Annotated in this window: 16 protein-coding genes; 7 read left to right on the top strand and 9 right to left on the bottom strand. The window is 58.8% G+C overall.

Annotation, left to right across the window (positions count from 1 at the left end):
• Positions 1-3 precede the first annotated feature (3 nt).
• Positions 4-1,155 (top strand): acyl-CoA dehydrogenase family protein, encoded by a 1,152-nt coding sequence (locus HX868_RS18070; RefSeq protein ID WP_028616177.1) that lies wholly within the window; start codon positions 4-6, stop codon positions 1,153-1,155.
• Between the two features lie 120 nt (positions 1,156-1,275).
• Here HX868_RS18070 and HX868_RS18065 read toward each other — a convergent pair whose 3' ends face one another.
• The 4 genes from HX868_RS18065 to HX868_RS18050 are packed head-to-tail and all read right to left on the bottom strand — an operon-like array spanning position 1,276 to position 5,162.
• Positions 1,276-2,049 (bottom strand): enoyl-CoA hydratase, encoded by a 774-nt coding sequence (locus HX868_RS18065; RefSeq protein WP_177003830.1) that lies wholly within the window; start codon positions 2,047-2,049, stop codon positions 1,276-1,278.
• An 11-nt stretch (positions 2,050-2,060) separates the two neighbouring features.
• A complete protein-coding gene (locus HX868_RS18060) occupies positions 2,061-3,188 on the bottom strand; it encodes an acyl-CoA dehydrogenase (RefSeq protein ID WP_177003829.1) in 1,128 nt (375 codons plus the stop codon).
• A 9-nt stretch (positions 3,189-3,197) separates the two neighbouring features.
• The gene (locus tag HX868_RS18055) at positions 3,198-4,382 is read right to left on the bottom strand and encodes an acetyl-CoA C-acyltransferase (RefSeq protein WP_177003828.1); all 1,185 of its coding nucleotides are present in this window, start codon (positions 4,380-4,382) and stop codon (positions 3,198-3,200) included.
• A 12-nt stretch (positions 4,383-4,394) separates the two neighbouring features.
• Positions 4,395-5,162, bottom strand: a complete 768-nt coding sequence (locus HX868_RS18050; RefSeq protein WP_095016295.1) for an SDR family NAD(P)-dependent oxidoreductase — start codon at positions 5,160-5,162, stop codon at positions 4,395-4,397.
• Between the two features lie 200 nt (positions 5,163-5,362).
• Between HX868_RS18050 and HX868_RS18045 the strand changes: the two genes are divergently transcribed.
• The 5 genes from HX868_RS18045 to HX868_RS18025 all read left to right on the top strand — a co-directional run bounded on the left by HX868_RS18045 (position 5,363) and on the right by HX868_RS18025 (position 15,657).
• On the top strand, positions 5,363-6,256 hold the full coding sequence (locus HX868_RS18045; protein ID WP_177003827.1) for a bestrophin family protein: 894 nt from the start codon (positions 5,363-5,365) through the stop codon (positions 6,254-6,256).
• A 70-nt stretch (positions 6,257-6,326) separates the two neighbouring features.
• The gene (locus HX868_RS18040) at positions 6,327-7,385 is read left to right on the top strand and encodes a tetratricopeptide repeat protein (protein ID WP_095016297.1); all 1,059 of its coding nucleotides are present in this window, start codon (positions 6,327-6,329) and stop codon (positions 7,383-7,385) included.
• Between the two features lie 144 nt (positions 7,386-7,529).
• Positions 7,530-9,029, top strand: a complete 1,500-nt coding sequence (locus HX868_RS18035) for an ATPase domain-containing protein (protein ID WP_177003826.1) — start codon at positions 7,530-7,532, stop codon at positions 9,027-9,029.
• Complete coding sequence (locus HX868_RS18030; RefSeq protein WP_177003825.1) at positions 9,029-10,744, top strand: ATP-binding protein; 1,716 nt, start codon at positions 9,029-9,031, stop codon at positions 10,742-10,744. The genes HX868_RS18035 and HX868_RS18030 overlap by 1 nt, the downstream gene beginning before the upstream one ends.
• 116 nt (positions 10,745-10,860) lie before the next feature.
• Positions 10,861-15,657 carry a YopT-type cysteine protease domain-containing protein gene (locus HX868_RS18025; RefSeq protein ID WP_177003824.1) on the top strand — a complete coding sequence of 1,599 codons (4,797 nt, stop codon included), beginning with the start codon at positions 10,861-10,863 and terminating at the stop codon, positions 15,655-15,657.
• A gap of 25 nt (positions 15,658-15,682) precedes the next feature.
• On the opposite strand, the gene HX868_RS18020 is transcribed toward HX868_RS18025, so the two are convergent.
• The 5 genes from HX868_RS18020 to HX868_RS18000 all read right to left on the bottom strand — a co-directional run bounded on the left by HX868_RS18020 (position 15,683) and on the right by HX868_RS18000 (position 22,256).
• Positions 15,683-16,060 carry a response regulator gene (locus HX868_RS18020; RefSeq protein ID WP_016974745.1) on the bottom strand — a complete coding sequence of 126 codons (378 nt, stop codon included), beginning with the start codon at positions 16,058-16,060 and terminating at the stop codon, positions 15,683-15,685.
• Positions 16,061-16,138: 78 nt separating this feature from the next.
• Positions 16,139-17,332, bottom strand: coding sequence for a hybrid sensor histidine kinase/response regulator (locus tag HX868_RS18015; protein ID WP_177003823.1), 1,194 nt, complete (start codon positions 17,330-17,332; stop codon positions 16,139-16,141).
• Positions 17,326-17,931: a chemotaxis protein CheB gene (locus tag HX868_RS18010; RefSeq protein ID WP_177003822.1), complete on the bottom strand. Its 606-nt coding sequence runs from the start codon at positions 17,929-17,931 to the stop codon at positions 17,326-17,328. The genes HX868_RS18015 and HX868_RS18010 overlap by 7 nt, the downstream gene beginning before the upstream one ends.
• Positions 17,928-18,758, bottom strand: a complete 831-nt coding sequence (locus HX868_RS18005) for a CheR family methyltransferase (RefSeq protein ID WP_012724198.1) — start codon at positions 18,756-18,758, stop codon at positions 17,928-17,930. Before HX868_RS18005 ends, HX868_RS18010 begins: the two co-directional genes overlap by 4 nt.
• Complete coding sequence (locus tag HX868_RS18000) at positions 18,759-22,256, bottom strand: response regulator (RefSeq protein ID WP_177003821.1); 3,498 nt, start codon at positions 22,254-22,256, stop codon at positions 18,759-18,761.
• A gap of 264 nt (positions 22,257-22,520) precedes the next feature.
• On the opposite strand from HX868_RS18000, the gene HX868_RS17995 reads away from it, so the two are divergent.
• The gene (locus tag HX868_RS17995; RefSeq protein WP_246355545.1) at positions 22,521-26,393 is read left to right on the top strand and encodes a hypothetical protein; all 3,873 of its coding nucleotides are present in this window, start codon (positions 22,521-22,523) and stop codon (positions 26,391-26,393) included.
• Positions 26,394-26,606: the final 213 nt, after the last annotated feature.

Raw genomic sequence — 26,606 nt, 5'->3', positions numbered from 1 at the left:
GCCATGCAAGACATTGAATACACTGAAGAACAAGTGATGATTCGCGACATGGCGCGCGACTTTGCCCGTGGCGAAATTGCGCCTTACGCCCAAGCCTGGGAGAAAGCCGGCTGGATCGACGATGCCCTGGTCGCCAAGATGGGCGAACTGGGCCTGCTGGGCATGGTCGTGCCCGAGGAATGGGGCGGTACCTATGTCGACTACGTCGCCTACGCCCTCGCCGTGGAGGAGATTTCTGCCGGTGACGGCGCCACAGGCGCGCTGATGAGTATCCATAATTCAGTGGGTTGCGGGCCGATCCTCAACTACGGCACCGAAGCGCAGAAACAGACTTGGCTGGCGGACCTCGCCAGCGGCCAGGCGATTGGCTGCTTCTGCCTCACCGAACCCCAGGCGGGTTCCGAAGCCCACAACCTGCGCACCCGCGCCGAGCTGCGCGATGGCCAGTGGGTGATCACCGGCGCCAAGCAATTCGTCAGCAACGGCAAGCGCGCCAAACTGGCGATCGTATTTGCCGTCACCGACCCCGAACTGGGCAAGAAAGGCATCTCGGCGTTCCTGGTGCCCACCGCAACACCGGGCTTTGTGGTGGACCGCACCGAACACAAAATGGGCATTCGCGCCTCCGACACCTGCGCTGTCACCCTCAACCAATGCACAGTGCCCGAGGCCAACCTGTTGGGTGAGCGCGGAAAAGGCCTGGCGATTGCCCTCTCCAACCTGGAAGGTGGACGCATCGGCATTGCCGCCCAGGCGCTGGGCATCGCCCGTGCAGCGTTTGAGGCAGCATTGGCGTATGCGCGTGATCGCGTGCAGTTCAACAAGGCGATCATCGAACATCAGAGCGTGGCCAACCTGCTGGCTGACATGCAAACACAGCTGAATGCCGCACGCTTGCTGATCCTGCACGCCGCGCGACTGCGCAGCGCCGGCAAGCCCTGCCTGTCGGAAGCCTCCCAGGCGAAGCTGTTTGCCTCGGAAATGGCGGAGAAGGTCTGCTCGTCAGCGATGCAGATTCATGGCGGGTATGGGTACTTGGAGGATTACCCGGTGGAGCGTTACTACCGGGATGCGCGGATCACGCAGATTTACGAGGGGACCAGCGAGATTCAGCGGATGGTGATTGCCAGGGAACTCAAGCACTACCAACTGTAAATCCGACTTGTAGGAGCTGGCTTGCCGGCGATGCAGCCACCTCGGTTTATCTGTTACACCGAGGTGAGGCTATCGCTGGCAAGCCAGCTCCTACAGGTTTGTGGCGGGTGGGAGAGCGGGTTATTTGTCTTTGAAGTCCGGTGCGCGCTTGGCCACGAACGCTGCCATGCCTTCCTTCTGATCCTGCGTTGCGAACGCTGCATGGAACACCCGGCGCTCAAAGCGCACGCCTTCCGACAGGCTCACTTCAAACGCACGGTTCACGCTTTCCTTGACCATCATGCTGATCGGCACCGACTTGCCGGCGATCAGGGTGGCGACTTTCAGGGCTTCTTCCAGCAGCTCATCAGCCGGCACGATGCGCGCGACGATCCCGCAGCGCTCCGCTTCCACGGCGTCGATAAAACGCCCGGTCAGGCACATTTCCATGGCCTTGGCCTTACCCACGGCGCGCGTCAGGCGCTGGGTGCCGCCCATGCCCGGCAGTACGCCGAGGTTGATTTCCGGCTGGCCGAACTTGGCGCCGTCGCCGGCCAGGATGAAGTCGCACATCAGCGCCAGCTCACAGCCGCCGCCGAGGGCAAAACCGTTGACGGCAGCAATGATCGGCTTGCGGCGGTTGGCCACGCGGTCGCTGTCGCTGAACAGGTCGTCAAGGTAGATCTGCGGGTAGGTCAGTTCGGCCATTTCCTTGATGTCGGCACCGGCGGCGAAGGCTTTCCTGGAACCGGTCAGCACGATGCAGCCGATTTCCGGGTTGGCTTCCAGGCCATCCAGCGCCTGGTTCAATTCACTGACCAGTTGCGCGTTCAAGGCGTTCAAGGCTTGCGGGCGATTGAGGGTAATCAGCCCGACGCGGCCCTGGACTTCGAGCAAAATGGTTTCGTAACTCATGTAGCGGCTCCTTATAGATTGCGTGAAATGACCATGCGCTGGATATCGCTGGTACCTTCGTAAATCTGGCAGACCCGCACGTCGCGGTAGATCCGCTCCAGGGGGAAGTCGCTCAGGTAACCGTAACCGCCCAGGGTTTGCAAGGCGGCCGAACAGACTTTCTCGGCCATTTCCGAGGCGAACAGTTTGGCCATCGAGGCTTCCACCAAGGCGGGCTTGCCGCTGTCACGCAGGGCGGCGGCGTAATGCACCATTTGCCGGGCGACCGCGATCTGGGTCGCCATGTCCGCCAGGCGGAAGGCCACGGCCTGGTGTTCAATGATCGGCTTGCCGAAGCTTTCACGCTCGCGGGCATAGTCGCGGGCGGCCTCAAAGGCGGCGCGGGCCATGCCCACCGCTTGTGACGCAATACCCACGCGGCCGCCCTCAAGGTTGGCCAGGGCAATCTTGTAGCCTTCGCCCTCCTCCCCGAGACGGTTGGCGACCGGCACCTTCACATCCTCGAACAGAATCTGACAGGTGTCGGACGCATGCTGGCCGAGCTTGTCCTCGACCCGCGCCACGCTGTAGCCCGGCGAATCGGTCGGCACAATGAACGCGCTGATTCCGCGTTTGCCCGCCATCGGGTCGGTCACGGCAAACACAATCACCACCCCGGCGTTCTGCCCGGAGGTGATGAATTGTTTGCAGCCATTGAGCACGTAATAGTCACCTTCCAGACGTGCACGGGTTTTCAGGCTGCTGGCGTCGGAGCCGGCCTGGGGTTCAGTCAGCGCAAAGGCCCCGAGCATGGCGCCGCTGGCCAGGGGTTTGAGGAACTGTTCTTTCTGCTGGTCGTTGCCGAACTTGAGGATCGGCACACAGCCTACCGAGTTGTGCACGCTCATGATGGTGGAGCAGGCGCCGTCACCGGCGGCGATTTCTTCCAGGGCCATGGCGTAGGCCAGGTAGCCGGTGTCGCAACCGCCCCATTGTTCCGGCACCAGCATGCCGAAGAACCCCAGCTCGGCCATTTCGCCGATGGCTTCCTTGGGAAAGCGATGCTCGCGGTCCCATTCGGCGGCAAAGGGTTTCAGGCGCTCCTGGGCAAATTGCCGGGCCGCGTCGCTGATTTGCAGGTGTTCGTCATTGGGCAGCATGGTCACTCCTTAGTAGAGGCATTCAACAGCCATGGCCGTGGCTTCACCACCGCCGATGCAAATGGCTGCGACGCCACGCTTGAGGCCGTTCTGGCGCAATGCCGAAAGCAGGGTCACCAGGATCCGCGCACCGGATGCGCCGATCGGATGGCCCAAGGCACAGGCACCACCGTGGATATTGACCTTGGCGTGGGGAATTTCCAGCTTGCTCATGGTCACCAGGCTGACCACGGCGAAGGCTTCGTTGATCTCGAACAGATCCACTTCACTCAGGTTCCAGCCGGTCTTGGTCATCAACTTGCGGATAGCGCCCACCGGCGCCACCGGGAACAACCCAGGTTCATCGGCAAACGCCGCATGCCCATGGATCACGGCCAGGGGCTTCAAGCCACGTTTCTCGGCCTCGGACTGACGCATCAGCAGCAAGGCCGCCGCGCCATCGGAAATCGAGCTGGAGTTGGCCGCCGTCACCGTACCGCCCTCGCGGAACGCCGGTTTCAGGCTGCTGATCTTGTCCAGCTTGGCCTTGGGTGGCTGTTCGTCATGCAGGATGGTTTTCTGTTCTTTGCCCACGGTGACGTGCACTGGGACAATTTCGGCGGCAAAGCTGCCATGGGAGATCGCTTCCTGCGCACGGGTGAGCGACGCGATGGCAAACGCGTCCTGGGCCTCGCGGGTAAAACCGTTGTGCAGGGCGCAGTCCTCGGCGAAGGTGCCCATCAAGCGGCCTTTATCGTAGGCATCCTCAAGGCCATCGAGGAACATGTGGTCCAGCACCTTGCCGTGGCCCATGCGGTAGCCGCTGCGGGCGCGGTCGAGCAGGTAAGGCGCGTTGGACATGCTTTCCATGCCACCGGCGATGACCACGTCGACGCTGCCGGCCAGCAGCGAATCATGGGCCAGGATCGCCGCTTCCATACCCGAGCCGCACATTTTGTTGAGGGTGGTGCAGCGCGTGGCCTTGTCCAGCCCGGCGCCCAACGCCGCCTGGCGTGCGGGTGCCTGGCCGAGGCCTGCGGGCAGTACGCAGCCGAACAGCACTTCATCCACGGCATCGGTGGCGATACCGGCCCTGTCGACGGCCGCACGAATCGCGGCGGAACCCAACTGCGGCGCGGTCAGGCCCTTGAGGTCGCCCTGGAACCCGCCCATGGGCGTGCGCACGGCGCTGACGATAACGATGGGATCGGTCATGGAAAGTTCTCCTTACTTGGCGGCCATGCGCAAGGCGCCGTCGAGACGGATCACCTCGCCATTGAGCATGCTGTTTTCAATGATGTGCCGCACCAGCGCGGCGTATTCGGCAGGTTTGCCCAGGCGTGGCGGGAATGGCACGCCAGCCGCCAGGGAATCGCGGACCTCAGGGGTCATGCCGGCCATCATCGGCGTCTCGAAAATACCTGGAGCGATGGTCATGACGCGGATACCAAACCGCGCCAGTTCGCGTGCGGCCGGCAGGGTGAGGCTGGCGATAGCGCCCTTGGACGCGGAATACGCGGCCTGACCGATCTGCCCGTCAAACGCGGCGACAGAGGCAGTATTGATGATCACACCGCGTTCACCGTCGGCATTCGCCTCGGTTTCGGCAATGGCGGCAGCCGCCAGGCGCAAAAGGTTGAAGCTGCCGATCAGGTTGACGTTGATCACCTGGGCAAAGCTGGCCAAGCCGTGGGGGCCGTTCTTGCCGAGGATTTTTTCGCCACGCACCACGCCGGCGCAGTTCACCAGCCCATGCAACCCGCCAAAGGCTGCAACGGTGGCTTGTACGGCGGCTTCGGCAGCCGCTTCCTGGCTGATGTCCGCCACGGCGCTGCGGGCATTCTCGCCCAACTGCTGGGCCTTGGCCGCCACGGCATCGGCGTTGAGGTCTACCAGCATTACCTTGGCGCCTGCCGCTACGAGCATTTCAGCGGTGGCCGCACCCAGGCCGGAAGCGCCGCCGCTGACCAGGAAGATCTTGTTTTCAATCTGCATTGTTATTCTCTTTAACAGTCCGAATCGTCGAAATAGTCGCCCCAGAGCACCACCGCGGCAATGGTCAAAGCCCTCAACCTGCCTGACTGGTTTGGCCAGTCATCGACTCCGCCGATCAACCGGTCAGCCTAAGCGATTGGACGGGCACACTGCAGGCTTCTAATCTGATGGGCTGCGCCATCCCAGAAGCCCGCCCCTGAATGATAGTCCGACCCAAACCCAACCTCCTGGGTATCCTGTTTTCCCTCAAGGGTTCGATAGCCAAACGCATCGCCCTGCGCAGTTTGCTGGTTACGCTGCTGGCCTCGGTGATTGTGCTGGTGGAAACCCTGCACCCGGCGTATTTCTCCAAGGTCAATGCCACGCCGTTCACCTTGCTCGGGCTGTCGCTGTCGATCTTCATGAGCTTTCGCAACAACGCCTGCTATGACCGCTGGTGGGAGGGCCGCAAGCAACTGGGGCAGATGATCATCGACGTGCGCTCGTTGATTCGCGAAACCCAGGTGCTGCAGGATCCGGCCGAGCGTGCGGGTTTGCTGCGCAGCGTGTGCGGCTTCGCCCATGGCCTGGTCGCCCGGCTGCGCCATGAAGATGAAGCCCTGGCCATCAAGCCGTGGAGTCAGGTCCAGGCCAGCCACCCCAACTTGCCCGATAACGTGCTGCAACAGGTCGGTGCTCGATTTTCCGTATTAGCTGAGCAAGGCGTGATCAGTGAATGGCGCTACACACAGTGGGAGGCGCGCCTGGTCAGCCTCAGCCAGGTGCAGGCGTCCTGCGAGCGGATCAAGAGCACGCCGCTGCCCTTCCCCTATACGCTGCTGCTGCATCGCACCATTTACCTGTTCTGCATCTTGCTGCCATTTGCCATGGCCGAACCACTGGGCTGGCTGACGCCGGTGTTTACCGCCATCGTGAGCTACACGTTTTTCGGCCTCGATGAAATCGGTGATGACCTGGAAGACCCGTTCGGCTTTGACGAAAACGACCTACCCTGCAATGCCCTCCTGCGCACCCTGGAGCGTGAAGTATTGGCGGCCCTCGGCGAAACCGACCTGCCGCCGCCCCTGGAGCCTGTGGAATACGTACTGACCTGATGCGGGTTTGACACCTGCCGTGGTCTGACCGAAGCTGACGACTTTGCTGCCCACGCTTTCGGACGCCTGCATGTCAAAGTCACGCCGTTACTCCCTCGTCGGCCTGTGCGCCCTGCTGTTGATTGTGCTGATCACCTGGTATTTCTCTCGCTCCACCCCGGTGGCGGTAGCGCCCGCTATTGCCCATGGTTACTCCAAGGCCCTGAAACAGGCGCGTAACGGCGAGCCGGGTGCTGCGCGTGTGCTGTACCAGCAACTGGGCCGACCGGACCTGTCGCCAGAACGTCGCGCTGCGTTGCATGCTGAGTTGCCCAACTATCCCAGCCCGCAAGCGCTGAAGCTGGCAGACAAAGACCTGGCCAGCGAGTCGCCCCTGGTACGTGAGGCCGCCATCCATAGCATTGTCGGCCTGGTGCCCACCGGCCAACGCACGCTGTTGCTCGGGCCGGTACTGGACGATCCCGAGCAGGACGTGCGGTTTGCCGCGGCCAATGCCCTGCTTGGCCTGTCGCCCGATACCTTGGGCCTGTACTTCGGGCCCTTGCAGCAGGTCCTCGACGAATTCGTGAAGAAACTCAAGGCCCAGCCCGAATCGGCCGAAGGCTGGATTCAACTGGCGCGCCTGTACATCCACAGCGCCCTGTTGCCAGAAGCGCAGAATGCCCTGGAACAAGCCATGCATCTGCAACCAGACAACCTGCAAGCCGTCGTCGCGCAGATTGAGTTGCTGGATAAACAAGGCAAGACCGATGAGTCCCGCCAGTTGCTGGCACGCCAATTGGCTGCGCACCCCGAGTCAGCCTACCTGCAACACGCCCTGGGCATGTGGCTGCTGCACCACGGCGAGCGCCCCTACGCCTTGCTCGGCCTGTCCAAGGCGGTAGAGCTTGAACCGGACAATCAGGATTATCGCTACGACCTCGCGACCACCCTGCACGCCCAGGAAGAACTGGAGGCGGCCCAGCGCCAACTGGAAGAAATCATCCAGCGCCACCCCGCCAATCGCAAAGCGCGGGTGTTGCTGATCAATTACTGGAAGGAAAGCGGTCAGTTGCAGAACGTCCAGGTCCTGCTGGCGCAGCTTGAGCAACAGAATCCGGATGATCCGGCGTTGCAACAGGGTCTGTAGATCCAGGCTAAAAACTTGTAAACCCAAGCCACCGTTGTACAAATTTTACGAAACGTTGAACCGCTAAAGGCCACTACGGTCAAGTGAATATGGCGCGCCCGAGGCGGCGCGCTCTTCTATTTGTACGTGACCTGAGGGCACTCCTTGTCTACATCCAACGAGCTGTTCAGTGAAAAAGCGGCCATCGGCATCGAAGGTCTGGATGACATTCTTTCGGGCGGGCTATCGCGCAGCCACTTGTTTCTGCTGGAAGGTGAACCCGGCACCGGTAAAACCACCGTCGCCTTGCATTTCCTGCAAGCGGGCGCGAAAAACGGCGAAACCTCGTTGTATATCACCCTGTCGGAGACCGAACGAGAATTGCGCCAGGGTGCCAAGTCCCACGGTTGGGACCTGGACGACAATATCCATATCTTCGAACTGACGCCGCCTGAAAGCCTGCTCAACGCGGAGCACCAGCAGAGCCTGCTGTACTCCTCCGACCTGGAGTTGGGTGAAGCCACGCGGCAGATTTTCGAAGTGGTCGAACGGGTCAAACCGACCCGCGTGGTGATCGATAGCCTCTCCGAAATCCGTTTGTTGGCACAAAGCTCGTTGCGTTATCGCCGGCAAATCCTGGCGATCAAGCACTACTTCGTGCGCTATGACGCCACTGTACTGCTGTTGGATGACCTGACCACAGAGTCCCTGGATAAAACCGTGCACAGCGTCGCGCACGGGGTGATTCGCCTGGAGGAACTGACCCCCAACTACGGCGCTGAACGTCGTCGGGTACGCGTGGTGAAGTACCGCGGGCAAAAATATCGTGGCGGCTTCCATGACTTCACCATCATGCAAGACGGCGTGCACGTGTTCCCGCGCCTGGTGGCGGCCGAGCACCGTGGCGGCTACAACCGCGAGACGCTCACCAGTGGCATCCGCGAGCTGGATTCGTTGTTGGGCGGTGGCATCGAGACCGGCTCTAGCAGCCTGATCCTCGGCCCGGCCGGTACAGGCAAGTCGCTGATCTCGATGATTTTCGCCGCTGCTGCCGTGGCCCGTGGCGAAAAGGCTGCATTGTTCATCTTCGATGAAGAGTTGGGCCTGCTGTTCGAGCGCATGAAAAATATGGGCATCGACCTGGCAGCCTTGCAAGCCACCGGCAATCTACTGATCGAGCAAGTGGACGCTGCTGAGCTGTCTCCCGGCGAGTTCTCCCACCGCGTCCGGCGCTGTGTGGATGATGGCGGGATCAAGACCGTGGTCATCGACAGCATCAACGGCTATCAGGCTGCAATGCCGGAAGAGAACGCACTGATCCTGCATATGCACGAGCTGTTGCTGTACCTGAACCGTAGAGGCGCAGCCACCTTCATGACCGTCGCCCAGCACGGCCTGGTCGGTGACATGCAGGCGCCAGTCGATATTACTTACTTGGCCGATACGGTGATTCTGCTGCGTTACTTCGAGGCAATCGGCGAGGTGCGCCGCGCCATCTCGATTATCAAGAAACGTACCGGCTCCCATGAGTCGACGATTCGTGAGTACCGCATCGGCAGCCGTGGCATGACCGTCGGCGAGCCGTTGAACAACTTCCAGGGTGTCCTGCGCGGCATTCCCACCTACATGGGCGCCGGCTCGCCCCTGCTCAAGGACATGGGCTAGTGACGGTCGTTACACCTGTGTCCGAGCGCGCGATCATCCTCGCGCCGCTGGGACGTGACAGTTCGCTGGCGCTGATGATGCTCAATGAGGCCGGTTACAGTGGCATCATTGCCAGCGATCTGGGCACACTGTGCGAGGCATTGGAGCACGGCAGCGGCTTGCTGATCATCGCCGCCGAAGCACTGCGCGGCGTTGACCTTGACCCCCTGCTGGAGCATTTGCACCAACAACCCGCCTGGTCAGACTTGCCTATCGTGCTGATGACCCACCACGGCGGCAGCGAACAGAACGGTTCATCCCGGTTCAGCGGCTTGCTGGGCAACGTGACGTTCCTGGAGCGCCCGTTCCATCCGGTGACGCTGATCAGCCTGGTCAGCACCGCCCTGCGCGGGCGTCGTCGGCAATACGAAGCACGCGACCGCCTGATCGACCTGAGCGAAAGTGAACTGCGCCTGCAACGCACGCTGGAGACCCTTGAGCAACAGGTCGAAGAACGCACGGCCCAACTGCGACACAACGAAGATGCCTTGCGCCAATCCCAGAAGATGGAAGCGGTTGGCCAGTTGACCGGCGGCATCGCCCATGACTTCAACAACATGCTGACCGGTATCATCGGCAGCTTGGAGCTGCTACGAAGGCGTGTGTCCCGGGGCAAACTGGACGACCTCGACAGCCTGATCGACCTCGGCGTTACCTCCGCTAACCGTGCCGCCGGCCTGACTCACCGGTTGCTGGCGTTTTCCCGTCGCCAATCCCTTGATTCCAAACCCGTGGAGATCAACCATCTGGTGACCTCGATGGGTGAGCTACTGCAACGCAGCATCAACGAAAGCATCGCCCTGGACATGCGCCTCACCGGCCAACTCTGGACCGCCGAAGCCGACCCCAATCAATTGGAAAGCGCCCTGCTCAACCTGGTGATCAATGCGCGAGACGCCATGCCCAACGGCGGCAGCCTCACCGTGGAAACCACCAACCGCCACCTCGACAGCGTGTTCACGGCGGCTTATGGCACCTTGAAACCCGGTGACTACGTCGAGTTGAGTGTCAGCGACACGGGCTGCGGTATTCCGGAAAGTGTGATGGGGCGTGTATTCGATCCGTTTTTCACCACCAAACCCATAGGCCAGGGCACAGGCTTGGGGTTATCGATGATCTATGGGTTCGCCCGTCAGTCCCACGGCCACGTGACCATTCACAGTGAAGTCGGCAAAGGCACCACGGTCAGCCTGTTTCTACCTCGGTTCATTGGGGAAATCGTGGCCGATGTGACGGCTGACGCGGCGTTGCTGCCTTTCGCCAATGCAGGAGAAACAGTGTTGATCGTCGAAGACGACCCGGCCGTGCGGGTATTGGTCAGCGCGGTGCTCAAAGAGTTGGGCTATGGCTTTGTCGAGGCCGGTGACGCCGATACTGCGGTGCCGATCATCGAATCGGATCAACGCATCGACCTGCTGATCAGCGATGTCGGCCTGCCCGGAATGAACGGTCGGCAACTCGCCGAAATAGGCCGGCAGATCCGCCCTGACCTTAAGGTGCTGTTCATCACCGGCTATGCCGAACACGCGGCCGTGCGTGGTGGTTTTCTGGACCCTGGGATGCAGTTGATCACCAAGCCGTTTACCTTTGATTTGTTGACGGCGAAGGTGCGGGAAATGATACGGGCGCACAACACCGAGGCAGATCCTCTGCAGGCGCCAAGCAACAACGAGTAATAGAGTTTTCGTATTGGAACGGAATCGATCAAGGGGATAGCGGTACGCAGGATTACCACGGGTAATCAGAATCTGTACCCAGTGGACCTCAGTTCCCAAATTCGAGCCCAAATGCCATGACGATTACGAGTAGTTTATCGCGCACCTCGCTGTTGCCTCTCTCCACTCATACTGAGGCGCCCGTAACACAAGCACGCTCTGAAGCCAGACGCGCAGACGTACCCTCTCAGGCTGGCGATGGGTCGTCTCGTGCCAACGGCGATAGTTTACTGGCACAAAACTATGGCAAGGCGTTGAGCGGTTTTACAGGCGTCCCCGCCAACGACAATGCGATTATGGTTGATGTCCCGGCGCACTCCACGTTCGGCCAGTGGTGGAAGCAGTTGGGTGACGCCATGCAATCTCCGGATTTTATTGCGTGGCGACGTGACAACAATGCGATCGATTCGATCAAAATACTGCCGAGTGCAGGGCAAATCAATTTTCAAATCAAGGTCCTTGGCACAGGTATCGCGACACTGGATGTGGCTGGAGACGAGAGTTCAAAGTGGCGCGCGGTCAGAGGGCCGTTAATGGACGCCGGCGGCATCATCTCCAATAAAGGCGTGCCTTTCAGTCCGCCCAACCCCATGGAGATCAACCGCGCGCCGGCCAGGCTGGTTGGCCAGTTTTACTTTGAGCAGATGCTTCTCTCACCCTCCGCGTTCCAACAACGCGCCGCCGAACTTGAACGGGACAGGACTTTTTCGGCACTTGAACCGCCCACGTTTTCCAGCGTCCACGAGCAACGCAGCGAGGACGCACTCAATCGCCAGAAAACGCTGTTGGGTAATACCCACGACCGTCATGAGGCCGCCAAGGGGTTAGGGGCGCTAAGTGAAGACATGAAGTCAGGCACGCAGGATGCATCCACACTTTCCCAGTATTTGAGTGAGACCCCTTTCAAGGCTCATCCCGACTCCTCATACACCCAGGACTGGGCGCGCGCGGACGCAGGCTTGAACACTCTCAAAGATTTTCTTGAGTATCACGGGATCAACATTCCAGGCACTGCTGAGGAAGTAGAAAACCTCAAAATGTACCTGCTGACACCTGCGCCCCAAGGCCCGGTCAATGGCAACTATGGGGGTGCCATGTCCTGGCCTCAGCCACTTGATGCGGACAACCAGCGCCAGTTGTTGGCTTTCTTGCTGCACGGCAATGTGGGTGAGCTGAACATCGGGGTCACCGGCGGCGTGCTGGAGGCATTGATGCGGGGCGTTGCGATAGAACCGTCCGAGCTGCGTAACCCGCGACAACTGCTTGATCGACTGATCCAGTCACCCAAAGGCCAGGCACTGGGCGCTGCGATCCAGGCCAAGTTCGAGGCACTGTCAGTCAAAGGCAGCATCAATGACTGGTTATTGGCCGCCTTGAACCTGAACCCAGGCGATACGCTTACCCAGCGCGCTTTACCGCAAAAACACATTTCGGGCTTTGACCTGGCTGGCGAACAACTCAAGGGCAAGCCGTTATCGGAAACGCTTCAGCGTGTGGCCGATCACTTGTACTTCAGCGTACGTGAGGCCTCATCTCCCGAACGGGCACTGGTCCAAGCGCATTTGCGGTTGGCCTCCAAGGCGCCGGAGCTACTGATGAAGGACATTCCACCGACGCTCACCCACGGCTCCCCTGCTCACGTGAGCTTCAGCACGGCGGTGGCCCGCCTTGAGGCGCAGGCGCCTGGTGTAACGGCGACAATGAGTTATGCCGACGTGATGATGCAGGGTGACATTGCGCCCGTCTCTGATGCTCAGCGCAAGATCGAGTATGTCGCCCAGCACGAGGCGCTCAAGGAATGGGGACTCACCAACAGCATTGTCACGAGCGTGACTTCACCGGCGGACATGAACACCATCTCCGATGCCTACAACCAGCAAGTCACCGAGTTACGGTCTGCCTCCGAAGCACGGCGCACGCTTGCGCCGTCTTCTCGCAAGGACATCGCACTGGCAGAGTTGCGCAAGGTACTGGGGGATGACATACGCCTGGAGTTGAAATGCATCGTGCTGGGCACCTACGACAAGGATCGACCAGGCCCCTACTCGATACTCGACTTGTACATGGAAAACCTGTTGCACAGTCCGCCGCGGGTGCCCTACCAGCCTGCCCGGCGCGGCAATGAGTCACGCGGCTATAACCAATGGATGCTAGAGCCCTACACTCCGCCACGGCGTGGCCCTGGCCGGTCTGAGGCCAACGCACCCAACTTCACGCTTGACGATGTACTGAGCAAGACAAGCTCCCTGAAAAACATAAACACCGAATTTTCGAATCAATTCAAAACCTTTGGCCACGCGTTGGACAGCAGTGTCGCCACACAGGTCAAGCAGTTGATTGCACAGTTGCCTCTGGACGACCGCAAGAACATTGAATACGGCAGTATCTCGGCGTTCCGGGAAATGAAAAGTGTGCCCACACTGATGGGAGGGACGCCTGTCCCAACCCCTGTCAAGGAAGGCAAGCCTGTTCTGTTGAAAGTCATGCGCGATGGCGAGTCCCATACGTATGAACTCAACGTTCAGAAGAACACCCTCGAAAAACGCCGGGACCTGGGTGACTTTCCATCCGGCATTCAACCCGGGCCTGATATTGATGACGGCAAGCCACTCAACGTTAATACGCCTTACCGGTCCATGGAGCCCATCGCCCTTTCCATTCGCGACGATTTGAGGCAGGAAACCACAGATTCGGGAGGCCCCTTGAATAGCTTCTCCAGCGAAAGAACTTCGCTGATCGGCGCGACGGTGGCCAAACACACCAGCGCATGGCAAACACTGGAAACCGAAGCGCGCGGGCTCACGACCTTTGAGTCCGAGGTGCCCTTTTATAAAAAACTGGGTGAGATGCTGCTTAACTTGATTCCGTTCGCCTCAGCTATCAAGAACTTCAGCAATGGCAATATCGGGGAAGGCATCATTGATTTGTCCCTTGATATATTTGGCTTGCTGACCGTCGGGGCCGGCACGGTTGGAAAAGTCGCGAAAGTGGCCTCCAGTACCGCCTCGGTGGGCGGCAAGGCGCTGCGCATCACAAAAACCGTTGGACTTGGCGCGGTCAGCCTGTTGAACCCATTGGACGGTTCTGTGGATTTAGTGCGAGCCGGTGGACGTGGCGTGGTAAGCGCCGGCAAACGGGCCGTCTCTGATGCGGTCCACGATATTCGGCAACTCAGGGGCATGAAAAACTACGACCTGGTGGCCGCCAGCAAAAAATTTGATGCCGCTGCGATGGGAACTTACACGTCAGGCGGGTCAGTGTCGAAGGGCACCGCAGTGCTGCAAGACAACAAATGGTATGCCTTTGATACAGAGTCCCTACGTCCTTATGGCAAAGCGCTGGATGATTTCCAACCGTCCGTTAAAGGGGGCGCACGTGAACTTGGCGAATGGGAAAATAGAGTGACTACCCCCTCAGCGGCTTCTATTCAAACACGTAGAGAATGGGCCAGGTTGCTGGATACTCATCAAGGCAATGGGACTCCAACCGTAGCCTTCAAGCGCGGATACGATCAGGGCAATCCGGAACTGATTGAAGGCTATACCAGAGGCATGAAGTCAGAAGACGTCATGAAGCTGGCAATACGGCCCGGCCGAACGGCAGAGGAAGTCGGTACGTTAGTGCGACAACAGGAAAGATTGGCGGTCCAGCACGGGTTCAAGGGGGCACCGATCTTTGACGCGCATGTAAATTCTGTTGGCGGTACATTCACGCCGGTTCCCCAAACGCTTTACCTCAGCCAGACCAACCCACTTTCCCAAGGCCAGTGTGCAGGCATGTCACGCGCCTTCGCGTCCGCCAAGGCAGAGGGAAAAGAGCGGATTTTCCTGGACAATCTGTATGCGGCAGCCGCCAACCCCACAGAAGAGGCATCAAGAACACTCAAACGCTCGCTGGCTCAACTACAACAGGCTGTAGGCCACCCGGACAAGATCCACATCGGCAAGGCACCGCGCCAAGTATCGTACCAAGACATGGTTAAAGACCTGGCGAGCGCTGACGGTAATAAGACCTTCATGATCGAGACGCCTGACCATGCAATGCTGGCCGGTGTAAGGTCGGATGGAGCAAATAAAACGTTCTTTTTTTACGATCCCAATTATGGCGTTGCCGAGTTCTCAAGCGAAAAGATGATGCGTCGCGGCTTGGATAAAATTTTCAATGACAAGAAACTGCCGGCGCCCTATAAAACCCAGAGTGCCGATCAGAACAAACTTGAATTCAAGATCAGTGAGTTTGACGCGTCGTGGAAAGGAGCGGCAACCTTTGACACCCGTAACGTCAAAGGGCTCTATGACAAACATATCATCGGGTTGAAACCGGCCAGCACCCCGGATGGGCTCCCTACAAGGGACGCGGCGATTACGAAGCCCCAAGGTGACACTCCGCCCGCCGCCACATTCCACGAAGTCCATATGTCGGACTATACGAATGTCACAGCCACCGATCCCAGCTCGATAATCCGCACCAGGGGGATCAGTGATTGCACGGCAATTGCCGTGCTTACAGACCTCAAGGAAGGTATCTACGGCAAGCGCACCTTGATGCACTTTCAAGGTGGAGTTCCCAGCACAGAACAATATCGTGTACTCAAAGAACTGGATGCAGCCTTGGCGGGTGGCGGAAAGGTAATTTTCGTGGGAGGCGATCTCAGCCGGTCAACCACCGGGTTAGCCAGTGCGCTAGGGCAAAGTCATAACGGTGAGACGGTGTTACTGAATATCATGAAGCGACAACCCGCCTCCACGACGATCGCCACCGCGTCCGGCATTGATATCAAACCGGATGGCACTTTTGACCTGATCGAAGGCGGGCATCTGCCTCAGGTACTTGATTCGCGCGCCAAGGCCGAGGTATTTGACCGCGCGGACTGAGTCCATGGGTTGACACAAGGACGTGTCACGCCAACAACCGCTGAATGTGCTCCTGCAACGTATCCAGGTCAAACGGCTTGGCCAAGATAGGCGCGTTGCGCGTGATCGGGCTGTTGCAGTCGAGAATTTCCTGCGGATAACCGCTGATGAAAATAACCTTCAACTCCGGTCGTAGCATGATCGCCGGTTCGGCAATCTGCACGCCGGAAATCCCGCCCGGCAAACGATAGTCCGTCACCATCAAATCCAGGTGCGGCTTGGTCGCTAGAATTTCGAAGGCCTGCTCCCCATCGATCGCTTTCAACACCCGATAGCCCAGGCCAGCCAGGTATTCACCCAGCACAAACATAATGGATTCGTCGTCCTCGACGATCAGTACGACATCTTGTGCATCTTCACTCATGGGAAGCCTTAGTCCGGTCAGTTGCTGCAATTACGACCATGGGGTCACGCAGAGGTTGCGTCGAGGTGACGATTGAATTCATGCCGCGGCCTGTAATGGCAGGCATACCCGGAACAAGGCGCCCTCGCCTATCTGGCTCTCGACCTCGATGGTGCCGCCATGGGCTGCAACGATCTGCTCGGAAATGAACAGCCCGAGGCCCAGGCCCGCAGCCACTTGGCTGGCGGACACGCGCTCGAACTGTTGGAAAATACGCTTCTGGTTTTCTTCGCTGATGCCGATCCCGTGGTCGCGCACCTCCACCCGCGCCTCGCCATGCTCGGTGTATACGCGCACCGTCACCGGGCTCTTGGCCCCGTAGCGCAGGGCGTTAGTCAGTAGATTGGTCACCACCTGTTCGATACGGAACTCATCCCAGTTGCCTTCCACCGGGCCTTCGGCAACCAGTGTCATGGACGAATCCGCCGCGGCCACTTGGGGCGCGAAGTTCTCCACCAGATTGCTCACCAATTGGGTCAGGTCGAAGTGGGCCGGGCGTATCGACAGCTTGCCGGTGCGGATGCGCGAGACGTCGAGCATATCTTCGATCAGGCGGATCAGGCTCTGGATCTGGCGTTCATCGCGGTCGACCATGGCGTGCATCTTGTCCAGGGTGAACGCGGCGGCATTGTCCCGGGCCAGGTGCATCTTGCGCAGCTGGGTCTCGAGGATCAGGCCGTTGAGGGGCGTACGCACTTCGTGGGCGACGATCGACATGAAGTCGTCACGCATGCGCACGGCCTGTTCCAGCTCGGCCTGGGTCGCCTGCAGGCGCGTCAGTAGCAGTTCCTGCTCGCGACGGCTGCGCTCCAGCGCCTCGACCTGTTGCTTCATGGCCTTGCTTTGGCGGAACAGGTCGACGAACACGTTGACCTTGCTCTTTACCGCATGGATATCCAGCGGTTTGTGCAAGAAGTCCACGGCGCCGCTTTCATAGCCCTTGAAGGCGTAATTGAGCTCGCGGCCGGCCGCGCTGACAAACACGATGGGGATGTTCTTGGTCTTTTCGGTACCGCGCATTAACTCGGCCAGCTCGAAACCATTCATGCCGGGCATCTGCACATCGAGAATCGCCATGGCGAACTCGTGCTCCAGCAACAGGGACAAGGCCTCGTCGGCGCTCAATGCCTTGAACACCTGGCGGTCCTCGCGCTTGATCAGCGCTTCAAGGGCCAGCAGGTTTTCCGGCAGATCATCGACGATCAGCAGTTTGGCCTGGACAGTACTTAACATGGGGAATATTCCAGGGAAGCCAGCAATGAGCCAATGTGGCTCAGCGTCAGAATGTGGTCGGGTGTGTGCAGCGCCAGGGCTGCACGGGGCATGACGGCAACGCGTGCTTCTGTAGGCTCTTGCACCACAGTGGTTCCACCTTGTTGCTTGACATGGGCCAGGCCGCGCGCGCCGTCATGGTTGGCGCCGGTCAACAGAATGGCCAGCAGGCCAGCGCCATAGACATCGGCGGCGGATTCGAAGAGGAAGTCAATCGCCGGCCGCGAATGGTGCACACGGTCTTCCTGGCTCAAGGACAGGCTTCGGTCATGCTCTACCGACAGGTGATAGCCAGGGCCGGCAAAATACAGGGTGCCCGGCCTGATCACTTCCTTGTCACGGGCTTCCACCACGGGCATCGCGACGCGGCGGTCGAACACTTCAGCCAGTTGGCTGCGACGCTCGTCCGGCAAGTGCAGCACGGTGATGATCGGCAAGCCGAAATCGGCAGGCAGTTCAGCGAAAATCGTCAGCAACGCCTCTACGCCACCGGCGGAGGCGCCGATGACGATTGCTTCTATGCCCCGGACCGATGCCGGGCTGGCAGCCGCTTGATTCATAGTTTGCGGTAGATCCGTTCCTGTTTGACCAAGGGTTCGAACTGCTTGCCGTACGCGGAGAAATCCAGGGTTTCCTTGCTGCCCAGCACCAGGAAGCCGCGATGGCACAGCGACTCATGAAACAATCCAAACGCGCGATCCTGTAATTTTTTATTGAAATAAATCAGTACGTTACGACACGAAATTAATTGAGTTTCTGAGAATACACTGTCGGTCGCCAAGCTGTGATCGGCAAAGGTGACATTTTCGCGCAGCGTTTTATCGAATATCGCGTAATCGTAAGCCGCGGTGTAGTAGTCGGCAAATGAACGTTGGCCTCCGGCCTGCTGATAGTTGGCGGTGTAGGCGCGTACGTTCTCGAGGGAAAAGATGCCCTGCTTGGCCTTGTCCAGCGACGCCGGGTTGATGTCGGTGGCGTAGATGATCGTACGCTCCAGCAACCCCTCCTCGCGCAGCAGGATGGCCATGGAGTACACCTCCTCGCCCGTGCTGCAGCCGGCAATCCAGATCTTGATCGAGGGGTAGGTCTTGAGCAGCGGCACCACTTCCTGGCGGATCGCCAGGAAGTGCGACGGGTCACGGAACATCTCGCTCACCGGAATCGTCAAGAACTGCAGCAACTGCATGAACGCCGCCGGGTCGTGCAGCACACGCTCCTGCAAGGCGGAGATGGTCGCGCAATCGAACTGGCGCAGGGCGTGGGCCACGCGCCGCTTCACCGACGCCCCGGAGTAATCGCGGAAGTCGTAGCTGTACTTGAGGTAAATCGCCTCGATCAACAGGCGCAGCTCAATATCGCTGCTTTTTTCCAAAAAACTTCGCTCCACTTAAATGCGTTCCATCTTTGGCAACCAGACGCGAATCAGTGAGAACAGACGGTCCAGATCAATCGGCTTGGCCAGGTAATCATTGGAGCCCGCTGCCAGGCAGCGCTCCTGATCGTCCTTCATGGCCTTGGCCGTCACCGCAATGATCGGCAGCTTTTTCCAGCGCGGGTCCTGGCGGATCAAGGCGGTAGCCTCGTAACCGTCCATTTCCGGCATCATCACGTCCATCAGCACCAGGTCGATATCCTCGACTTCATTGAGTTTGTCGATGGCTTCACGGCCGTTACGCCCGATCACCACCACAGCACCTTTGTGCTCCAGGGCGCTGGTCAGGGCGAAGATGTTGCGTACGTCGTCGTCCACCAGCAGGATTTTACGCCCCTCGAAGACCTTGTCGCGGCTGCGCGCGGTCTTGAGCATCTTCTGGCGGTCATGGGACAGCTGGGATTCGACTTTGTGCAGAAAGAGTGTCACTTCATCCAGCAAGCGCTCCGGCGAACGTGCACCTTTGATGATGATCGAGCGCGAATACTTGCGCAGTTCTGCCTCTTCGTCGCGGGTCAGGTTGCGCCCGGTGTAGACGATCACTGGCGGGAACGAGCAGATGTCCTCGGTGGCCATGCGCTTGAGCAGCTCGTTGCCAAGCATGTCGGGCAGCTTGAGGTCGATGATCATGCAGTCGTAGATATTCGTGCGCAGCAAGTCCAGGGCCGCCTGGGCGTAGCCGACGTCGGTGATTTCGATGTCATCGTCGCCGATCAGGCGGGCAATGCTGTCGCGTTGCAAGTCATCGTCCTCAACCAGAAGCACCCGCTTGACCTTCTGGGTCAGCTTGGCTTCCAGGCGCGCGAACACGTCCTTGAGTTCTTCGCGAGTGGTCGGCTTGACCGCATAGCCGATGGCGCCCATGTGCATGGCGGCTTCGACGCGGTCTTCCACGGAAATCACATGCACCGGGATATGCCGGGTGCTGGCGTGTTCTTTCAAGCGTTGCAGCACGGTCAGCCCGGAATGGTCCGGCAGGCGCATGTCCAGCAGGATCGCATCGGGTACGTATTCCTCGGCCAGGCTGTAGCCTTCGTCCGCGCCGTGAGCCACCAGGCAGTTGTAGCCCAGCTCATGGGCCAGGTCGAACAGGATGCGGGCGAAGTTTGGCTCGTCTTCCACCACCAGGATGCAGCGTGTGGTGAACGGTGCTTTGTCGCGGTCATCGGCAAAGCGCGGGATCAGAGTGGCGTCGGCTATCGGCAATGGCGACACCTTTGCGGGCGTCGGCGCAGGCGCAACCACCACTTGGCGCGGTTGTTCGATGGGTGCAGCGTCTTCTTCGCGCTCGACATACTGCTCTGGCAGGACCAGCGTGAAAATACTGCCCTTGCCCGGCTCGCTGGTCACGCTGATGTAACCACCCAGCAGGGTCGCCAGGTCGCGGGAAATCGACAGGCCGAGGCCAGTGCCACCGTAGCGGCGGTTGGTGGTGCCATCCGCTTGGCGGAATGCCTCGAAGATGCTTTCCTGCTGATCCGGCGCAATGCCAATGCCGGAATCGCGCACGGTAAAGGCAATGCCCTCCCCCGGTGCGCGGGACACTGACAGGCTGACCTCGCCCTGCTCGGTGAACTTGACCGCGTTGGACAGCAGGTTCTTGAGGATCTGCTCCAGGCGCTGGCGATCGGTAAACAGCATGCCCGGCGCGCCTTCCTGCACCTCCACCTGGAAGCCCAGCTTGCGATCGGCCGCCAGCGGCTCGAACATGCCGCGCAGGCCGTCGACCAAGCGTGCCACGCTGGAGTTTTCCGGGCGCATTTCCAGCTTGCCGGCCTCGACCTTGGAGATATCCAGGATGTCGTTGATCAGGTTGAGGAGGTCATTGCCGGCGGAGTAAATCGACTCGGCGAACTTGACCTGTTCAGCGCTAAGGTTTTCCTGGGGGTTCTCGGCCAGCAGCTTGGCCAGGATCAGCGAGCTGTTCAGCGGTGTACGCAGCTCGTGGGACATGTTGGCGAGGAATTCTGACTTGTACTTGCTGGAACGTTGCAGTTCTTCAGCGCGATCTTCAAGCTCAAGTTGAGCCTGGTTCAGTTCAACGTTCTTGCGGTCCATGGCGTCACGTTGTTCGGCCAGGGTTTCGGTCTGTTCGGCCAACTGCTCGTTGGTCTGCTCCAGCTCCGCCTGCTGGGTTTCCAGGTGGGCCTGGGATTCCTTGAGGATGCGCGACTGTTCTTCGAGCTCCTCATTGGCGGTCTTGAGCTCTTCCTGCTGCACTTGCAGCTCTTCGTTGAGCTGCTGGGTCTCGGCCAGCACTTCCTGCAGGCGCTGGCGATAGCGGGCGGCCTCGATGGAGGTGCCGATATTCCCGGCGATCAGCTCCAGCAGCTCGACGTCACGCTCTTCCAGTGGGCGCAGGAAGCCCAGCTCGATCACGCCGTTGACGCGGTCATCGTCGCTGGTCGGCATCACCAGCACGCTGCGGGTTGAACCTTCGCCAAGGCCGGAGCTGACCTTGAAGTAGTCTACCGGCACGTCGTCCAGGCGAATCAGGCGATCCAGCTGGGCGGCTTGCCCGACGATGCCCTCGTCGCTGTAGATCGATTGCTCCTTCTGCTCCTGCTCGCGGGAGAAGCCATAGGTGGCGACCCGCTTCAGGCCGCCATGCTCTTCACGCACGTACAGCGCGGCTACGGCCGAGCCCATGTACTGGGCAAAGAATTGCAGGATATTGCGGCCGAGCATGTTCAGGGTGAGCTGGCCGAGCACTTGTTCGGCCAGTTCAGTCTGGCCGTTACGCAGCCAGGCCTGTTGCTCCAGACGTCGCGCAATCTTCTGCTGCGACGCGAGGTTTTCGCTGTAACTCTCTGATAATGAAATTAAATTCTTACGACCGATATACGCCAGGAAACCGCTCAAACCCAGCACAAATGCCAGGTACAGGGTGACGCTGATCACGGTAGTGCGGGTGACTTCTTCATTGCGGGTGATGCGGAACTGCTGCTCCATCGCCACCGCGTCGTCGTATTCCTTGCGAATCTCATCCGTCAGGCGCTTCCCACGACCGGCCTTGACTGCGCTCCGGTAGTCGCCGCTCTCACGCTGCATATCAATCATCGACTGGGCGTACTTGTTCCACTCGATTTGCAAGGCTTCCAGGCGCTTGAGGCGATCCACCTGTTGTGGGTTGTCCGCCACCAGTTCCTGCAAGTTGCGCAAATCCGCAATGATCCGCGGCTTGGCCACTTCGTAAGGGTCGAGGAAATGCTCGTCACCGGTGATCAGGAAGCCGCGCATGCCAGTCTCAAGGTCCACCGTCAGCTTGGACGACTCATTGAGGTTGTTGATCACCCGGTCGGTGTGTTCAACCCACTGGATCACCGTCAGCAGGTAGGTGATCAGGCAGACGAAAAACACCGCGCTGAGCACGCCCACACCCAAGGGCAGCGCGACATTTCGGCTCAGGAGGTTACGAAAGCTCTTTTCATCGACGGACGACGCAGGAGTCATGGGCATGCCTTGGCCAAGTGTGGAAAAACCGGGAGTTTGCCCCAAAGGTGCTGTTGAACGCTATTTTTATGCCACATAAGTCCGCGTGAGATGAATCGTTCCTGAGTGAACCGATCACACTTAGTCACTGTTTTATCTGCTTATATTTAGCCCGCACCGCATTCGGAACCCGAGAGTACCGTTTTCCCACAGACCTTTGGCGTCTGGGAAAAAGGAAGATCCGCGTGATAGACGCACACCTTTACTCTTACATGGTGCACGCGCATGACTATTCCTTCGCAATCCCGTCACGTTTCATCACCCACAGCCCTCTCCTTGCAGACGTCGGAACCTGCCCAACTTCCGCCAGCCGCGCCTCCAGTGTCTAGCGACAAGGCGTCTGAACAAACGGAGCAACCACTCGCCGTCAGCGCACTCGGTCGCCCCTTCAATCTCAACCAGGCGTTGGGTCATAACCATAACTTGAAGGTTCTTGGAGGCAAGCTTGCCCAGGTGGCTGATCGTTTAGGCCCTGACGCGTCCTCAACGGCAGTCCTTCACGCGCTGAAAACAACGCCCATGGCGCTTCATTCAGATTCGGCAGGTTTCACGGCGCTGGGTGAGAACACTACGCTTGAATCATTTATCAACCACCTTGGCTTGCGTATGCCTCACGACCACTTCTCTCTGGGCGGGCTTTCGGACTCGGTGATCAACCGGTCGCAGGAACACCCACTGGGAAGTTTGGACGGAGCACTTGGTTGGCCGGTGCCAATGAGCAAAGGTGAGCAGAAAACGTTACGAACTATAGGCCGCCGGCTTGCGCTGAGTGAAGGGTATCGCGGACGACTGTTGGAGTACTTGAGGGACAACATGACGCTTACCGCGCAGACACTGAGGGACCCGGTCAGCACGCTGAACGCGCTTGTAAGTTCTCCAACGGCGCAACAGGCGGGTATATTATTTCGGGACCACATGAAGGGGGTTCCTACAGATAGAAGCACCTTGGACTACCTGCTGGCTGCACTGGTACTGCAACTGGACCATGACCCCGATCCGGGCTCCAGCAGAGTCCCTAAACGCAACACCCTCGGCGGGTTCGATCTGGCCAGCGAAAACCACTGGGGCAAGCCCGCGTCCGAGATAGTGAATGGCCTGAAAACGCACTTATCGGACCCGCTCAAGGCTGGCCCCGAGATGGCGGATGCTGCTACACACTTGTTATTGGCCGCTCGCGCGCCGGTTTTTCTGATCAAGGACATCCCGGACAGGGTGACCTACGGCAGCCCGGCCTGGGTCAACCTCGCGGTGGCTGCTGCAACAATAGAAGCCGCAACGCCTGGACGGGTGGCCAGCATGACCTATGCCCAAGTCATGCTTGAGGCCGAAGGCGCGAGCCTGGCAAACCCTGCTGTCACTGAAGAAGCACAACGTAGCGCACTGATTGATTGGGGCGTTGCCAATGGTGTGCTGGAAAAAAAAGACGACCATCAATACTCAGCCGATGAACTAAATACGCTGCTGACCACCTTCAATACCCGCCAATCGTCAATGGCGCAGGCAGCACAGGCCTTTGAGAAGGACATCCCCTCCCGTAAAGAAATGGCGCTGGCGGAGCTTAAAAAACGCTTCCCGGGCCAGGAATCAATGTTTGAACAAAAAGTGATCACAGCGCTCCCTCATGGGGCGGTCACTGAGTTCGGCCCACACTCGCTGTTGGATGTCACCATGATGTACGCTGACGCTAACTCAACGTACACCTCTACCGACCCCCGCACCCCCGTGGCGCAACTGAACGAGAACCCAGGGTTTGGAGTGTTCGCTGCGTTTGAATCGCAATTCAAAAACACCATCGAAGAAAAGAAGAGCGCGGTCGGTACCTCCATCAAGCACCTGATTTCTCAATTACCTCTGCAAGATCGCGAAAACTTTGAATATGGCAAGGTCAGTTTTTATCAAACCCACTCCCAAAAACTGGGAACGGGTTTCTTTGATAAGACGCAGCTACCAAAAGACCCGAAATTGCTGGTAAGAATTGAGCGTGACGGGGTGCCTGCTGCGTATGAAATTGACTTCAATGGGGGCGCTATCCGAAAGGTGCCGGCAAGTAACGCAACAACGGGTTCCTGGCAAACGGCAAATATCGAGTATGAAAAGAAAGCGTTCACGCCCTCTTTAAACGCTGCCAGCCTGAGCACCGAGCAATCAGTGCCCAACGACCCGCGGCTGGACAGCTTCGCTTCGACGCGCACTCAACTTATCGCTGACGCTTTTGTTGAACATATCAATCTCGATGACCCCGCTATCCATAAACAGGCGCTTGGGCAGACCACGGGCGATAAATATCGCGGAGCCGCCAATTCCGTCGGTCATTTCATGCTGGACTTGATCCCTTTTGTTTCGGCAGTCAAGAACTTTAGTCAGGGAAAAATTGGCGAGGGTATTGTCGATCTCGGACTGGACATATTTGGTTTCCTGACCGCCGGTGTGGGCGCGGCCGGAAAGCTGACGAAGATCGCCGGTAGCGCGGTGTCCACCGCGACCAAAGTGGCACGGGCAACCAAAGTCATTGGCGCGGCTGTTTTCGGGCAACTCAACCCCGTGGATGGTGTGATTGGTTTCCTCGGGGGCGGTGGGAAGCTTATCGGTAGTGGGGTCAACAAGCTCGCTGAGGGGGTCAACAAACTCAGGGGGGCTACCGGCAGTTATGACCTACTGAAAGCCGTCAGCCTAAACAACACCGCCGCCGCGACGGGTAGCCTGAAACTTGGCGAGCACAGTATCGAATCCGCAGCCGTCCTGAAAAATGGCAAATGGTTTGCGTTCGATGCCGACAAAATGCGGCCTTACGGCTCGCCACTTGTAGGCTTTACGCCAAAGGTCGTGGCCTTGGAGGGGGAGGTTCGAGCGTTTACTGATAGCTGGATAGGAAAGATGATCGGTTCGGTGTTGGCGCCTGCAGCAGACAATCCAGAGTTCCGCAAAGACTTTATAGATGCAATCAGCCGGGTAAAAGCCGAGGACAACGCCGCCTACATTCGAGGTCAGAACACAGGCAGGCCAGAGGCGATCTACGGTTACTCCACGGCACTGAATATTGATGATCTCAAACGCCTGGCCGTAGCCGAACGCCGTAGCCCCGCCGAACTCGGAAGCCTGGTCAAACGAATAGATGAACTGGAGGTTCTTCCGGAACGATTCAACTCGGCACGCGAGATTGCTAAAGCCGCTGACCTTGATGCCTATAAAAAAGGCTATAGCGGTGGAAACCCAGAAAACATCGCTGGGTTTTCGCCCACGTTGACGCTCAACGAATTGGCAGAACTTGCCATCATCCGCGGACGAACACCCGAAGAGGTGGGTCAGTTGGTCAAGTATATGGAGCGGCGTAGAGTTACCGTCAGCCAGGAGAACTTCAGGGTGTTCAGCGCAGAGATAACGGCTGCGGGCGGCAAGGCAATAGCGCTTCCGCAAGGCTTCTACCTCAGTCAAGCCTCGTTGCTATCGGCAGGCGAGTGTGCGGCGCTCTCCAATGTCATGGCCGCCGCTACCCAAGCAGGCAAGCAAGAGACGTTTATCAAAAATCTGTACGCCTCGATGGACTCTCCACTGAGTGTCAACGAGATTAACGACTTGCGTAAAATTGATCCGGTCAAAGCCACTCTCGAACAACGCAAGGCAGATAAAATCAACGGATTCCGCAACAAGCTGGATAAACTGCAGGGCCTATTAGGCAGCAATTTTCACAATGGTGTGCAGGCAAGGCAAGTTCCCTATACCGATATACTGACCGAGCTTGCCAGGGCCAACAGTTCAAAAACCCTTCTGATTCGCGGCCCTGAACATGGCATTACAGCAGGCATTATCGTGACGCCCTATAAAGTGACTGTCGCCGGCATCGAAACGATAAAACATCACAAGGAATGGTTTTACTTCGACCCCAATTTTGGAAAAGCCACGTTTACCACCGAACAGCAGATGCGTTCTGCACTGGAAAGCACCTTGAACAGCGGCCGCACCAAGAACCTATTCAAGCATTATGGCGACACCCCTAATGTGCCCGAATATAAAATCTCGGTGTTTGATCCGGCGGACCTGAACGCGTCGACTCGGGCGTCCGGCATCGACGTTTCCGATCTATACCGAGTGGAGATCTAGGTCAACAACAGGCCAAATCGGTGTCTGGTTGGCTGTCGTTTCTTCAGCGATAACCAACCAGAGCCTGAAGTAGCCAACGCAAGCGTGCCTGAAGGTGACTTCGTACTATCACAAGACATTCCCCCCCTTTGCCTGCACAATATCCTCCTGTATCGGGAACTTGCCGAGAAAGAGACAACTCAGTAGAGGACAGTCTTTTAACTGAACAAGACC

This window comes from Pseudomonas reactans (assembly GCF_013385825.1).
GTDB lineage: Bacteria > Pseudomonadota > Gammaproteobacteria > Pseudomonadales > Pseudomonadaceae > Aquipseudomonas > Aquipseudomonas reactans.
Note: the sequence above shows the minus strand (reverse complement) of the source record. Positions and strands in the feature narration are given on the sequence as shown.